Origin of the sequence: Shewanella goraebulensis (assembly GCF_030252245.1) — a bacterium.
Taxonomy (GTDB): Bacteria; Pseudomonadota; Gammaproteobacteria; order Enterobacterales; family Shewanellaceae; genus Shewanella; species Shewanella goraebulensis.
The window spans coordinates 3,041,679-3,056,189 of sequence record NZ_CP126972.1 but is presented as its reverse complement, the minus strand read 5'-3'; the positions used below and the strand labels follow the sequence as shown (position 1 = coordinate 3,056,189).

Genomic DNA, 14,511 nt, shown 5'->3' with positions numbered 1-14,511 from the left:
GTTTCATAGGAGTGTCACGTTATCACTCTTGACTGAGTTCTAGTAACTTTGGCAAGAACTTTTTATCAAGTCTTGCTATCTCAGTTTGCTCTTGTAAAACAGCATTCAGTATTTCATGGGTTGTTAAAGGGTTTGCTAATACAACTCTAAATACGGTTGTTGCTTGTCGTTGATATTTTGCAGGTTTAATTCGGGTACGGGAAACAAAAGATTTACCTTGCTCACGCTGATGTTTTTGAATGAATTGAGTTAACCCATCAAGTAACTGATTACATTTTGCAATGACATCAGTATCATTTCGATCGATAGCATCGGCAATAAATCCCTGTACTTCTTTCGGAACATATCGGTAAGTTAAAATACACAACTCAGGTTCAGTGATCAGTTCAAAATCTGAGTGTTGGTGAATCTTCTCTGCAAAATAGCGTGCTTTCTCAAGACTGTTATTGATCAGTATTTCATAACCATCACTACCGATAATTTGTAAGCAAGCATGCACTAACATCGCCATACCAGGTCTTGAACCTTCCAATGTTTGGCTACCTAAATCTTTAGAGCCAACGCGGAGTATGTACTCAGCATGGTGTGCAATTGCATGAGCCAGTTCAGGATCTTTAAATAACACCATGCCAGCCCCCATGGGGACATACATTTGTTTATGGGCATCAATAGTGACCGAATCAGCGAGTTCAATTCCATTCAGTAAATAACGGTACTTATCTGATAATAAACTGGCTCCGCCCCATGCTGCATCAACGTGGAAGTGGCATTGTAATTCTGCTGCAAGCTGAGCAAGTTCTGTTAAAGGATCAATATTACCGGTTTCGGTAGTGCCTGCAACGCCAACAATTGCCATGACTTTAATGTTGTCAGCGGCGAGTATAGCTGCGGTTTGACGCATTTGTTCTACGTCAACTTTATTGTCAGCATTGGTTGGAATACTAATAATATTGTCGCGGCCAATGCCTAATAAATCTGCTGTTTTGCCAATTGAGTAGTGACCACGCTCTGACACTAGAATCGCTAAATCGTCATATCCGTAGTGTTTTAACGCGCGAGGTAAACCTTCACGGTTAATACCTTTAAAGTTGCCATCTGCTTTAAGTAATTGGTTTCGAGCTATCCATAAGGCGGTAATGTTGGCTACAGTGCCACCGGAACAAAATGCCCCTAGTGAATAATTCGCGCTGTGCATCCATTGGTCATAAAAACTATCGCTTTGATCAAAAATCAAATGGTGCATCATACCAAGTACTTGGCGCTCAAGGGGAGTGAAAGCTTTAGAAGTTTCAATCTTGACGAGGTTTTGATTTAAGCCAACCATCATTTTTGACAGCGGTAAGACAAAATAAGGCAGGGCAGAAGTCATATGGCCGATAAAGCTTGGCGCTGAAGTATGAACAGAGTGAGCTACTAGATTTTTCATGATTTCGTCAGTGTAATCAGAAACAAATCTAGGAGAGTCTGGAATTTTGTATGCACGAAAATCTTGTTCGATTAACGATAATGGCTTTTCTAAAGCCGCAATACTGTTACCTAAAAAGCCAGCTAAGTCTTCAGAAAGTTTCTGCTCAATAATACTCAGCGTTGATTCTGCATCTTCTGGAATGGTAAATATTCGCAGAAGGCTAGCTTCTGATGCTTGGGCTTGTCGGGAGTTCTTTACGGTCATGTAATCGTGCCATCATTTTTATTTTTCAGCCAAGAAGCATTAAAAGTGTATCTGTCTTCTTGGCAATTATGAGGGCTAACTTTACTTCATGGATTATTGGTCAGCAAGTTTTTGCTCCAAACGGACTGCTTTATAACGATAGTTTTAACGTTGCGGCGATATTTTGAGCGGTATTGACCAAATTCCCATGGGCATCAGCTAAAATATTATCTAATGGAGCCAGTGCTGGGATAATTGGGAATATTGCGGTCATGCCTTTCTCTAAAATGAGTTCGGCGCCTTGACCTAAACAGCCTGCAATACCAATCACAGGGATTTGTTGGTTTATGGCTTGTTGCATTACGCCCATCGGTGTTTTACCACTCAAGGTTTGGCTATCCATCCGACCTTCGCCAGTAATAACGATATTTGCCCCTTGCATTAACTCAGCAAGCTTCACTGTCTTAATGACGATGTCGACACCTGGTTGAAGTTCTGCATTCAGTAAAGTCATTACGCCATAGCCCATGCCGCCAGCAGCGCCAGCACCTGGATATGATGCCATGTCATCAGCAAGCTGTAATGTTGCTGTGCTATTGATGATATTCGCAAAGTGATTTAGCGTTTTGTCTAGTTCAATTACCATTTCAGGACTTGCCCCTTTTTGTGGGCCAAAGACCGCCGATGCACCATTAGGACCGCAAAGTGGGTTATCGACATCACATGCCACTTCAATTTTACAATTAGCAATTAGAGGGTGCGCTGCTGAGCTGTCTATATGAGCTAATTGACTTAACCCTGCAGCCCCATAGCCGATAGATGTGCCTTGAATGGTATTGAGTTTAAAACCTAATGCTTGTGCCATACCTGCGCCACCATCATTGGTTGCACTGCCGCCTAAACCCAAAATGATATGATTAATACCCTTATCAAGTGCATCACGAATAAGTTCCCCTGTGCCATAACTAGTGGTTAGCATAGGATTACGGCAATCACGTTCAATATGGTGTAAACCAGAAGCTTCTGCCATTTCGATCACAGCTGTAACGCTATCAGAGCTGCCGTCGGTGGCTCCCAATATGCCATATTGCGCTTTAACTGATTGTCCATCAGGTCCTGTGACTTGAAGAAGTTCCATTTTGCCGCCAGTGGCGTCTACCATGGCTTGTACTGTGCCTTCGCCGCCATCGGCCATAGGCACTTTACAATATTCAGCATTAGGGAAGATATGTTTAAATCCTTCCTCTACTGCATTAGCAACACCTAATGCACTAAGGCTTTCTTTGAACGAGTCAGGGGCGATGACTATTTTCATATCAAATCTCGTGTTTAAAATTGACTAAAACGCCACCCAATTAAGGGTGGCTAGAATGGATAACAATTGCAGATTAAAGCAGTACTAAGCTCAAAATGTAAACCAAGGTCATAGCTGTTAAGCCTTGGACTAGTGTCGCCATTGTTTGGGCACGGTATGCCTGTTTAACACTCATGCGGCTAAATTGAGTGACTACCCAGAAAAAGCTGTCATTAGCGTGAGATACAGTCATTGCACCAGCACCAATTGCCATCACTGTGAGTACTCGTCCCATATCACTCGCTAAGCCAATATCGCCTAATAACGGAGCGACAAGTGCTGAAGTCGCAACCAAGGCAACAGTCGATGAGCCTTGTGCTGATTTAAGTGCTGCAGCTACGATGAATGGCATGAAAATACCGACACCAAGTGCAGATAAGCTACTACCTAGGAAGGTACCAATTTCTGTTGCTTTCAGCACTGCGCCAAATGCACCACCTGCACCTGTAATCAATAGTATTGGTGCAGCAACTACCAAGCCTTGGCTAATACGTTCACTGAACTCTTTAATTTTGTCTGAACTCTTTAACAACGGAATTGCTAGTAGTAAACCAATCATTAACGCATTAACTGGCTGACCTAAAAACATCAAGATATCAAAAAGCGCTTCTTTACCTAACGGTGCAGATGGGAAGTTTGCAATTGAACCTAAGCAAATCAGTAAAATAGGTACAAAGATAGGTGCAAAAGCTTTTGTTGGGCTAGGCAGTTCGCCATAGCTTTGCTTTAAGGTTTCATAGTCTTCAAGTTGATCATTTAACTCAGCAGCGCCTTCACCATCAGGTTGCTCATTTGCAAATCGGTTAGCCCATAAAGTACCTGCAAGTGCTGCAATTGCTGCAACGAATACACCAATAGCAATGACCAAGCCCAGTTGGTTTTCGAGGCCTAAATTACCCGCTGCAGCAATAGGGCCAGGTGTTGGAGGTACAAATGTATGAGTTGCATATAAGCCCGTTGCGAGTGCAACACTCATTGAGACACTTGATACTTTCATTCTGTTAGCCATTGACTGCTTAAGCGAGTTCAAAATGACGAAACCCGAGTCACAAAAGACGGGGATAGAGACAATATAACCAATAATGGACATGGTTAATGTTGGAAAGCGTTTTCCAAGCACTTTAATGACAACGTCGGCCATGGTGATGGCGGCGCCGCTTTTTTCAAGAATAGTACCGATAATAGTACCTAGCACGATAACAAGGCCGATATAGCCTAATATGCCACCAAAGCCTGTGGTGATAGTTTTAGCAATGTCTGCACTTGGCAAACCATAAGCAAAGGCGGCTAAAAAAGAAGCCAAAATAAGGGTTAAAAAGGGATGTAATTTAAATTTTGAAGTCGCAATAACAATAAATGCAATTACGCCAATTAATATCAAGATCATGCTCATGATAACGTCTCTGGTCAGGGTATAAAGATATGTTGTTTTTGTAGGCGTATTATTGAAAACTTACAGATTTAATTCTTTGTGCAAAAGCACAGATATTGCAAGGTTAAAAGATTTATAATTGTGCAATGACACATTAACTGTTGTTTGATGAGTGAGTTTTGACGCATTGAATTGTTCTGGGCTGGGAATAAGCTCTATAACATCAGGTTTGATGCATTATCTGGCCTAGATACAAATTGAGTAAATGATGAAATTCTTGCAAATTAGTGCCAGTGATTTGTTGAATTTTATCTAAACGATAGCGCAGGGTATTTCGATGGATGAACAAGACCTCAGCACATTGTTTGTGGTCGCCAATATGCTGAATATAAACTGATAAAGTCTTTTGTAGTACACCATTCTTATCAGCATCTACCAGCTTTAAATAGGGCGCTGAAAGGGCATCACCTCGCCAATGTTGCTTAAGACCTGTGAAAATAACTTGTAAGGCATAATCTTCGTATAAATATTTACTGCGTTCAGGGTTTAAACTCTTACCTATCGCGAGTGTCTCTTTTGCCGTGCGGTAAGACTTTGCAATGCCTTCAATGCCAATAAAGAAATGACCTAAAGATATGTTGAGTTTCAATTCCATGTTGGCAGGAATGCGTTTTAATAGCTTATCAATGCGATGACTTTCAAGCTCAGGATCCCAGCGTTTTCCGTCAAGATAGGCTGGCTTTAAAATAACCAGTTGATTGAGTGATGTCATTGCTATGAGATTATCGCGGTCTGGATGCTGCAATAAATGGACTATTTGTTTTAACGCTTGGTTGTTGTGAACTTGCTGTTGATTAGCAGACTCGATTTCGATAATGGCGACGACTCTCTCGACAGTGACATCAATCCCTAATTGGTGTCCCCAGTGGGTCAATTGATCTACATCTTTATCTTCTGCGCGAATGAGCTGTAGGATGAACTCTTCTTTTTGTCTATTTTGCCATTGTAATTGATCTTGCAAGTTAGCTTGTTCAACAATCATTTCGGCAGTCATTTTCAGTAGCTCACCGTATTGAGCTAACTCGCAAGGCTTACCAGTAATACCGATGACACCAACAATTTGCCCTTGATAGTGCAAAGGCAAGTTAAGGCCAGATTTTACCCCGTGTAAACTTGGAGCAATATCTTGGTTGATTTCAACATTTCGGTTTTGACTAATTGCCAGTAACGCCCCTTCATGTATAGCGCCGATACGCTCGTTAGAGCCAGAACCTAAAATTACCCCTTGGGCATTCATCACATTGATGTTGTGCCCAATGATTTTCATGGTTCTATCTACAATCCTGTTGGCGATTGCACTGTCAATTACATACATAGTTCACTCAAAAAACAGTAACAGTTTAAGCTGCTAAGTGGTTAATTACTTGATAAAGCCAATAAAACAATAAACCGTAACTGGTAATTAAAGTCAATAAGGTTGCGAACTTAGCAAATGGTGGAACTTCAGATTGCTTTAGGCCGATATGACATAAAGCAATTGAAAAAATGCTAATAGGTGCGACGATAATACTTAGCGGCAATATGATAATTGCACCTGTCAGTAAAATTAATGCTGAGAATCGAGAAGGGGATTTCTTATTGGTTAGCGGCATGGGAATTAATGCTGTACCGATCGATAACACTACCACGCCAAGATAAAGCACAAACTGGGCAAATGATTCATATTGCATAATGAAGCCAATAAGTGCAGCTATCGGGACTAAAAGCGATACTGTGACATGTTTTTGGCTAAAAGAAGCTTGTACGTATTGACCAGAAAAATAGCAACAAGCCTGTACGATAGCGTTAATAAACGCAAACGCCATTAAGGCGATTAAAATAAGTATGCTGTCATTTGCAATAGTTGTGGTTGAAGCATAGGCAGGCAAGGTCAAAAATGACATGGCAATACCAGATAATATTTGGGGCTTTTTTTGCATAAGAAGTTGAGTCAAATTATTCACTTTGACAGAATTTTAATGGACATTGCTTAGAATAGCTTTTGTTAATTTAGCAATATGAAGTTATTTGTTGGTAAATGCGAATTCGGGCACAAAAAACGACAAAGCTTAACAAGACTATGTGTATTGCAGTAACAAAAAAGCCTGCATAAATGCAGGCTTTTAATCTATCAATTAGCGCTTATAACTTGTAGTTAACGCTTAGCATAATCATGTGTGCGGTGTAATCATGGCTGTTACTGCCAAAACTCATGACATTCCAGATGTTATCTGGAGCAATGTCGTTCGCTGCATCATTATCTAAGTATTTCTCAATTTTATAATCCAAACGTACCGCCATTTTCTCAGTGGCTTGATATTGACCGTATAAATTAACGTTATGCACTTTAGCAAAGTAATCACCGTAGTCGCCGGTTACACCTTGGCGAACTTGGGTATTACTGTCTGATTCAGAGTAGGTGTAATCAAGACCTAAACGTAAACGGCTATCCATTAAGTTGTTATAACTTAAATTGGCGCCCACTACATCAATAGTATCTTCGATATCAGCTTGCCAAGTTGGGCCTGAGAACGTGCTGCTACCTGATTGCTGTGATTCAATAACCTGGTGATTATAGAATGCATTCAACATGACATCTTTATTGAACATGTAATTTACATTGATGTCGTAACTGGTGTCTTTCGACTCAGTTAAACCAATTTCGGTATCAGTGTAGTCATCTAGTGCATAACGTACGCCTAGATCTACAGTCAATGCCTCAATTGGTGTATGGCTTATGCGTGCTTCAACCATAGAGCGGTCACGATCTGCTAGGTAATATTTACGTAACAGGTCATTATTTTCAGATGAAGTCCACTCTGATGCTTGGTAATCAGAACCATCACGGTTACCAAAACTACCTTTTACCCACATATCCCAGTTTTCAAAACTGTTGACGCGGTAACGAGCCCAAAGTGTGCTTTCTTCTGTGACTTCACGTTCAGAGTAACTACGCTCATCACGCTTGTAATCAACTCCACCATCAAGTTTCATACCACGAGTAATACGGTAATCAGCTGCGATTTTTGCGCGATGTGTTGTTTGATCGTATGGCGTGTTGTATGCCACTTGACCGTTTACATCGTTGATGCTGATTTGAGTCCACTCTTCGATATTGGTGTTATTTTCGCGATCTGAGTAGTCGTAACTACCTGACACGCGCACACTGCGATTGATACGTGAAACTGCTTTTAATGTCATCCCAGTTAGGTCTACTTTCGCATCAACAGATTCTGTTGGTACGCTGTAACCATAGCCTGATGTCACTAAGTCTTGATCTTGGCTCATTTGACCAAACATCAAGCGACCACTTACCGCGGTTCCGTTTTCAGTATATTGGCCAAGCAGCGACACAATGTGCGATTCATTGTCTGGATCAAGTGCCATGTAACCACGTGTTTGAGCGCCAAACGTTGGGTTAAAGGCATTGTCGTAGCTTAGTTGGGCATTATCGTTTTTAAAGATAGAACCGTCATAGTTTAGGCTAGTGAACCAGTTTTTACCGCTAAACTTAATACCAGCATTAATGGTGTCAGTTGTGTAATCTACAGGTTCAGCAATCATCATAGATTGGTTGAAGAAGCTACCAGAAGCTGTTTTAGTTCCGGTTTTTTCTTCACGCTGATAATTAACGTAAGTAGTAAACATAGACTCAGTTTGATATTCGAAACCAAGACCAGCACGCTCACGTTTCAGTGAAAGCTCAAACGGGTTAAGACTGCTATATAACTCAGTCATACCATCAGTAGAACCAGCTGTTTGCCAGTTATCAGGTAAGGTTAAGTCTGAACCACCAATACCTTGGTAAGGGGAAACAACGCTGTTTGAGTCATAAGTAGCAATAGAGCGGTAGTTTAGGTTCAAGTTGTATTGACCTAATTTACCTACGTTCACATCTAAACGGCCATTGTCTAGACCTAAGTCAGTCGCTTCAACTTTAGCACGGTAACCAGACTCACCGATGTAATTAACATCAGCATCCAATTTAGGTGCAAATTCATTGTCGCTACCAAATGCGTTAGCTGAGTGAATGTCATCTTCGCTGTTGTAACCAACACCGACGCCAACACTACCAGTTACACCAGTTTCTACGGCACAACCTTTACAAACCCACTTGTCGAATTTTACTTTATCAGTATTGGCACTACCTACACCGTAACCATCGGCTGCCATTGCAAATCCTGCATTGGCAACTAACGCTAAGGTGATTAAATTCAGTTTAAATTTCATAGTCGTACATCCTTAACGCTGAAGTAATTTGCCAGAAGGGTGGTTAGAACCATGTACTTGGCTATGACAATTTAAACAACTGCGGCCACCAGTAAAGGCATTATCACCAACATTAGAACCCATACCTGTGTTCCCTAAGTAAGCATTACTTGCATGACCATCACTGGCATGACATTGCTGACATAGTTGTGGAGCACGAGTTTTTAGCATTCCTTCATTCACTGAACCATGTGGGTTATGACATGTTACACAGTTTTCAGTTACAGGCGCGTGTTCCCAAAGCTTAGGACCACGTTTTTCAGCGTGACATGAATAACAAGTCTCGTTCACACTTGGTTTAACCAGGTCTGAATCAGCCATGCTTCCATGAGGATTATGACAATCACTACAAGTCATTTGGTTCCACTGCATTGGATGACTTGAGCGTTTATTCATATCTGTTTTTTGTTTTGTATGACAGCTAGTACACACTTCCATTTCAGTCTTTTTAGACAGAATAGGATCGTTAGCTGTGTGTACGCTGTGACAAGAAGCACAAGCAACATCAGCATTGTCGTGATGGCTAGTATTCCAAGACATACGGTCATCATCTAAGTGACAACCCATACAAACACTGTTTTGTTTTTCTGGTGCTAAGGTAGAGTCAGGACCAAACGCGATAACTGGTTCGTTACCACCACGGTTATGTTTACCCATTGGACCATGACATGCTTCACATTGAAGGCCTGCCATTGGACTTTTTGATGATTCGATAGCGCCGTGAACACCTTTAAAGATATCCATGACTTTCTCAGAACGTCGGTGACACATTAAGCAAGAATCAGCACCTTTAGGTGAATAGCTGCCTTCTTCAAACTTTTTATCAAGAACGGCTTCAACTTCGTCAGGTGTCATTTTTGCATCCCACTTCGACGCGTAAGCCGAGTGAGACATCCCAAGAGATAACAGTACAACTGTCACAAATGTCGGGATGATAGAATTTAGTTTCATTTTGATTTTCATAGTTAGGCTTCCCAATCTAGCTCATGATGTAAATGCGATTTTTGTAAAGTAAGGGAGAAGCAAGCTTCTCCCTTATTTGAAATTACATGTTCACCTGAGTGTGATCGAAAATGGTAGGCTTATGACAAGCCATACAGAACTCAACTTGTGCAGAAGCATTTGCATCTTCATAAGAACCGTTCACAACAGCTCCTTGACCTTCAGCATGGGCCTTGATTTCATCGAATCCATGACACGATGCACAAGTTGCTGTGATAGGCGTAGTGTATGCGCCAGCTGAAGTTGCTAAAGCACCTTTCAGTTTGAATGCATCAAGATTGAAATCATTATGACACTGTGCACAGTCGCCAACGATACCTTGCTCACCATGGACACTATGAAGTTTCATTTCAAGTGCACCTTGGTTTCCGCCTGATGCATATGTGCCATCTGGAGTATGACAAGTCACACAGCCATCAACACCAACAACAACTTCACCATCAGCATTTTCACGACCTAGTTGTTCAGTCATTACGAAACCAGCATGGTAGCCTTTATGAATCTCGAAAGTTTCACCGTGACAGTTTTCACAAGTATTGAATGCAACAGAGTCTGTATGACGCATGCTAGGCGCTTCGCCTGAAAGCGTGCCAAATACTAAATCTGCTTTCATACTAGTTGTTGCGATATCTTCGCCACATTCAACTGGGCTAGTTCCATCGTTACACATTTCTAAACCGATGAAGCTGAATGCTGTATCAGTATCTTGCATACCCGCAGGTGAGTACTCACCGAATGGTAAAGAAGGAATAGTGTATTCAATGTTTCCAGCAACAACTGTTACATCAGTACCAAGTTCGCCATCTCTAACTAAATCGTAAGCTACTTTAGCTAGACCCGTTCCTGGGCTTGCGTTGTAACCCATGATAGGGAAGTTAGGACCAACGTTAGTGATAGTTTCAATACGCTGAATCTTGCTTACTAAAGTTGAAGCGTCGATAGCTGTTCCAGCTGCATCAGTAATAGATACTGATAGGGTTGCTGAAGTATCAGTGTTAACTGTTAGCGTTGAAGTCATGCCATACATGTCAATGAAGGCTTTCTTCTCAACGAAAGGACCTGTGTGAATTTCTTCAGTCCAGCTTGCGTTATGACAAGCAATACAGTTTGAATTGTCAGATTGTTGTGAGTGACCTTCACCAGCAACAAAATCAATTCCAGTGTGACAACTTGTACACGTTTCCATGGTTGGAATACGAGTCCAGTTGCCCCATTCAGTTAGCTCTTCAGACTCAACGTGACATGATTGGCAGTTGTTTTGAATTAAAGCTTCGGCAGTAACACCGGTATATTCTTTATCATTTTTATCAGTAAACGATTTATTACTGTTGTGAATGTTATGAATTAAGTGTTTCCACTGACTTTCTGTAGAAAGGTTTGTGCTGTGACATGTCGCGCAAGTTTCTTGAGTAAAATAGCTACTATGTCGAGTAGTGATAGGCTCACCTTCGGCATGACAATTTGCACAAGTGTCATGTGACACAATGTTCTTTGTATATTTAGCGTCATAACCTTCACCATCAAAATCTTGTGATAGCTCAGTATGAGGTACTTCAGTAACGCCATCTAACAGCATTGCATTCTGAGCAATGATATTATAGCGCTGTGTTAATTCAGAATTGAAACCGTCAGTTTCAATGGTGAAATTATAGCTACCATTTTTGTTATCTGTGAATGCTTTTTGAGAGCCAATAGACTCCCAAGCTGCACTGTTACCTGCACCTGAAGCCCCTGCTGGGATAAGCTGAGCAACTTTTTTAACTTCAAATGATGAAAGTCCAACAACTGGTTCGTCATTTTCGTTGGTTGCATAGACCTTTAGGGTAGGGTTGTTACCCTCATAAGTGACAGAAAGCACTTCTAAGTTAAGTTTTTGAATCGCTTCAGCTGGCGTTCCGCCAGGAAGACCTGGATTACCATCAGTGCCGTCATCACCGTCACTGCCACAACCTGTTAAGGCTAAGCTGACTGCACTTGCTACAAGCATCAGTGCAATTTTAGAATTTTTCTTGTTCATCATTTGTCCCTGCATAATAAGACATCGCTTAAATTTGACGTGGCTTTTTATTTTGCCTAGATGCGTAGTCTATTGAGTCAATTTAGCTTTTTTGGGTTTTTAAATTCATCAATTACAAGATTAATCCACAACTAGAGAAAAATCTTTATATCTAGACTGATACTGTGAAGCAGATCGGTCTATTTCTAAAGAGGTATACATTTTCTCAAGCAAACCTTGTTTTATTAGCTTAAAGCAAAAAAGAGCCGCACGATGGCGACTCTTTATTTTACTCATTAATCTTTATTGTCCACTCCAATCGGAGTGAGCTTTAAGAATCTGACTATCATTGTGACAAGTTGAACAGGTTTCAATTCCTTTCAACGAATCATAATCAGCTTCTGGTACACCTAATGAGTCAATTGTACCGACAACACCACCATTTGTTTCAATATGTTGGATAGTCGATTCACTTAATCCATAAGGAGGAACGTGACAGCTAACACAAGCCGCAGTTTGCGGTGATACTACTAGCAAACCAACGTCATCTTTACCGAAGGCTACTGGAGTAGAATCAGCTGTGATGCCTTGGATAGAGAAGCCATCATCACCGTGACACGCTTGACATTCAGTTTTGTTAAAGAATAAAGAATCACTTGAATCGTAAACATAGTGTTTAGAGTGAACTTTAGTCGCTAAGTTAGATGCTTCGCCACCTGAAGTCGCACGAGTTCCGTTATGACAAGAAGCACAACCATCGATGTCATTTGTATAACGGTGAGTGATTTGCGTAGTGTGACATTGCTGACAATCAGCCATTTCTGCATGTTGCATACGTGGAGACTCTTCAACAACCGTACCGTCTAAGTTGAAGTAGAAAGTATCAGAAGTGACATAAGGAGCGTCTTGATCACCAGCATCAAGTTCAGCTTCATCACAGTATTCAATAACACCTTTACCTGAACAAACATGGATTTGACTGCTTAACGCGATTGTTGAGCCAGCATCGATTAGTGTCGCAATTTCAAAGTCATCAGCACTGACCGTTGCTGTGATTGAACCATCAGCTTGTTCAGTGAAAGTATCGTAACCAACTTTCTGATAGTTAACTAAGAAATCGTCAGTTAATACACCATTGATAACGATTGCACTGTTATAGCCGCCGTACTTATATGGACGAGGGTCAATTTGATTAATCGCTACGAATTCATCACCATTTTTTACCGTGAAGTTAACGAGGATTTCTGAAGCGTCATCAGCTACTGTCATAGTGTTAAATTCAACTTTAAGCGTTGTCGCTAAGAAGTTGCTATTTAACCCATAATGAGCTTCTTCAGCGCCACGTCCACTGCCGTCATTTGTATGGCAATCTAAACAGTTATTACCCTGTCTGTGTGAAGAAGGAACACCAGCGGCTTCAGCTGCAGGACTTGGACTATGACAGCTCCAACATGCAGTGGTATCAACATCGGCTTTCCAGCTGTCAGTTAAGTTGAAGTCTTCATTCGGGTTATGACAAGTTAAACAGTTCGAAGTCATTTGCGGGTAAACGCCGTCGTCAGAGAAGTTCGCAGTTGTATGGATGCTGTGAACCATACCTTTGATCGAACCATCGTATTCGTATGCTTCACCAATCGGGTTACCGTCTGCGTCAGTATCTTGCTTACTGTAACTGTTATAATCCGTGTGACAGAAAGAACAGGCTTCTTCTGTATTATGCTTACTGCCATGCATTGATAACTCACCAGCTTGTCCAGCTCGGTGACATGTTTGACAGTCTGAGTTTGCAAGGATTTGTAGCGGTTTTTCAACTTCTACATCTGTTGCTGGTATCCAGTAGAAAAAACTATTGTTAACAAGTGTTTGTGCACTGTTATTAGTGGTTTTGATTGACATGTAAACACCGTTAGTCGCATCTGCCATGTAATCATATTTTTCTAAGGTATCAATCGCTTTATCGATTGTGATTGAGTAGCTACCATCTTTGTTATCAACAAAGCAGTCTTCACATTCACTTTTACTGCCATCAAAATAACTAGAGCCAGTAAAGTAACCGTCACCTTTATCTTTGTTGAAGTAGCTTAACCAAATTTGTCTATCGACACTTGGGTTAACGATTTCATCTTCGCCGGGCTCAACAGCTGAACCAACTCGACCAAAAGAAATAGCAGCAAGATCTGCTTGAGTTAAACCAATAACCGCAACACCATTAGCATCAGCTAACTTAAAGTCGACAGTTAAAAATTGGTTTTCATCAACGCTAGCAGTTGTAATAGTACTTGTTAATGCTGATACCGAACCAATTGGTTTTCCAACAGTGCCATCTTCACCATCTTCACCATCAGTTCCGTCACTGCCACAGCCGGTAAGTGCTACAGCCAATAGGCCTGCACTAAATACCGCTTTAGCAGTAGTATTGAAATTGAATTTTTTCATCATTGTTCCCTGCAAGAGATTTTTGTTTTAACTTGATTCTTCATCATAAAATCAAGTGTATGGTTCATATCCAAGCTTAATTATGAGCTCTTCCATTTTATTAAGTTAGCTCTTAAATCACTGTGATTTAGATCTTACTATTCCGAAAGAGGTATTACTAAATTCTACAATTTGAAAGTTAAAATGTTGAAATTGTAAAAAGCAAAAGTCACTTGTTTTGCAAATGTTGCGCATCAGTGCTGTCTGCTGTTTAAAAAAAGTCTTCGATATAATCAATTCCAGTAAGCTTAATTAATGAAATCATTAACTAACGTACCATCCAATACATTACTTACTGCTAAAATTGCCATTACTAATAATAAGTGTTTTATGTGATGTTTGTGTTGTTTTAT

9 protein-coding genes are annotated in these 14,511 nt (G+C 40.8%); all 9 read right to left on the bottom strand.

Going from position 1 to position 14,511, the window contains the following annotated elements; all coding sequences use genetic code 11:
• Window positions 1-22 precede the first annotated feature (22 nt).
• Entirely contained in the window at window positions 23-1,672 is a 1,650-nt protein-coding gene (gene panP / locus QPX86_RS12825; protein ID WP_285162927.1) for a pyridoxal-dependent aspartate 1-decarboxylase PanP, read from the bottom strand.
• 130 nt (window positions 1,673-1,802) lie between these two features.
• Window positions 1,803-2,966 (bottom strand): glycerate kinase, encoded by a 1,164-nt coding sequence (locus QPX86_RS12820; RefSeq protein ID WP_285162926.1) that lies wholly within the window; start codon window positions 2,964-2,966, stop codon window positions 1,803-1,805.
• Window positions 2,967-3,039: 73 nt separating this feature from the next.
• Complete coding sequence (locus QPX86_RS12815) at window positions 3,040-4,398, bottom strand: GntP family permease (RefSeq protein WP_220755529.1); 1,359 nt, start codon at window positions 4,396-4,398, stop codon at window positions 3,040-3,042.
• A 202-nt stretch (window positions 4,399-4,600) separates the two neighbouring features.
• Window positions 4,601-5,752: a sugar diacid recognition domain-containing protein gene (locus tag QPX86_RS12810; RefSeq protein ID WP_285162925.1), complete on the bottom strand. Its 1,152-nt coding sequence runs from the start codon at window positions 5,750-5,752 to the stop codon at window positions 4,601-4,603.
• Window positions 5,753-5,777: 25 nt separating this feature from the next.
• Window positions 5,778-6,371, bottom strand: a complete 594-nt coding sequence (locus tag QPX86_RS12805) for a hypothetical protein (RefSeq protein ID WP_285162924.1) — start codon at window positions 6,369-6,371, stop codon at window positions 5,778-5,780.
• 187 nt (window positions 6,372-6,558) lie between these two features.
• Window positions 6,559-8,646, bottom strand: a complete 2,088-nt coding sequence (locus QPX86_RS12800) for an MtrB/PioB family decaheme-associated outer membrane protein (protein ID WP_285162923.1) — start codon at window positions 8,644-8,646, stop codon at window positions 6,559-6,561.
• 12 nt (window positions 8,647-8,658) lie between these two features.
• Window positions 8,659-9,579, bottom strand: a complete 921-nt coding sequence (locus QPX86_RS12795) for a DmsE family decaheme c-type cytochrome (protein WP_374758529.1) — start codon at window positions 9,577-9,579, stop codon at window positions 8,659-8,661.
• Window positions 9,580-9,730: 151 nt separating this feature from the next.
• Window positions 9,731-11,707: an OmcA/MtrC family decaheme c-type cytochrome gene (locus tag QPX86_RS12790; protein WP_285162922.1), complete on the bottom strand. Its 1,977-nt coding sequence runs from the start codon at window positions 11,705-11,707 to the stop codon at window positions 9,731-9,733.
• Window positions 11,708-11,986: 279 nt separating this feature from the next.
• Window positions 11,987-14,119, bottom strand: coding sequence for an OmcA/MtrC family decaheme c-type cytochrome (locus QPX86_RS12785; protein ID WP_285162921.1), 2,133 nt, complete (start codon window positions 14,117-14,119; stop codon window positions 11,987-11,989).
• Window positions 14,120-14,511: the final 392 nt, after the last annotated feature.

Bases quoted from the DNA above. Each gene is read 5' to 3' on its own strand.
- QPX86_RS12785 (WP_285162921.1), bottom strand. From the start codon at position 14,119: ATGAAAAAATTCAATTTCAATACTACTGCTAAAGCGGTATTTAGTGCA.
- panP (WP_285162927.1), bottom strand. From the start codon at position 1,672: ATGACCGTAAAGAACTCCCGACAAGCCCAAGCATCAGAAGCTAGCCTT.
- QPX86_RS12800 (WP_285162923.1), bottom strand. From the start codon at position 8,646: ATGAAATTTAAACTGAATTTAATCACCTTAGCGTTAGTTGCCAATGCA.
- QPX86_RS12820 (WP_285162926.1), bottom strand. From the start codon at position 2,966: ATGAAAATAGTCATCGCCCCTGACTCGTTCAAAGAAAGCCTTAGTGCA.
- QPX86_RS12790 (WP_285162922.1), bottom strand. From the start codon at position 11,707: ATGATGAACAAGAAAAATTCTAAAATTGCACTGATGCTTGTAGCAAGT.
- QPX86_RS12810 (WP_285162925.1), bottom strand. From the start codon at position 5,752: ATGTATGTAATTGACAGTGCAATCGCCAACAGGATTGTAGATAGAACC.
- QPX86_RS12815 (WP_220755529.1), bottom strand. From the start codon at position 4,398: ATGAGCATGATCTTGATATTAATTGGCGTAATTGCATTTATTGTTATT.
- QPX86_RS12795 (WP_374758529.1), bottom strand. From the start codon at position 9,579: ATGTCTCACTCGGCTTACGCGTCGAAGTGGGATGCAAAAATGACACCT.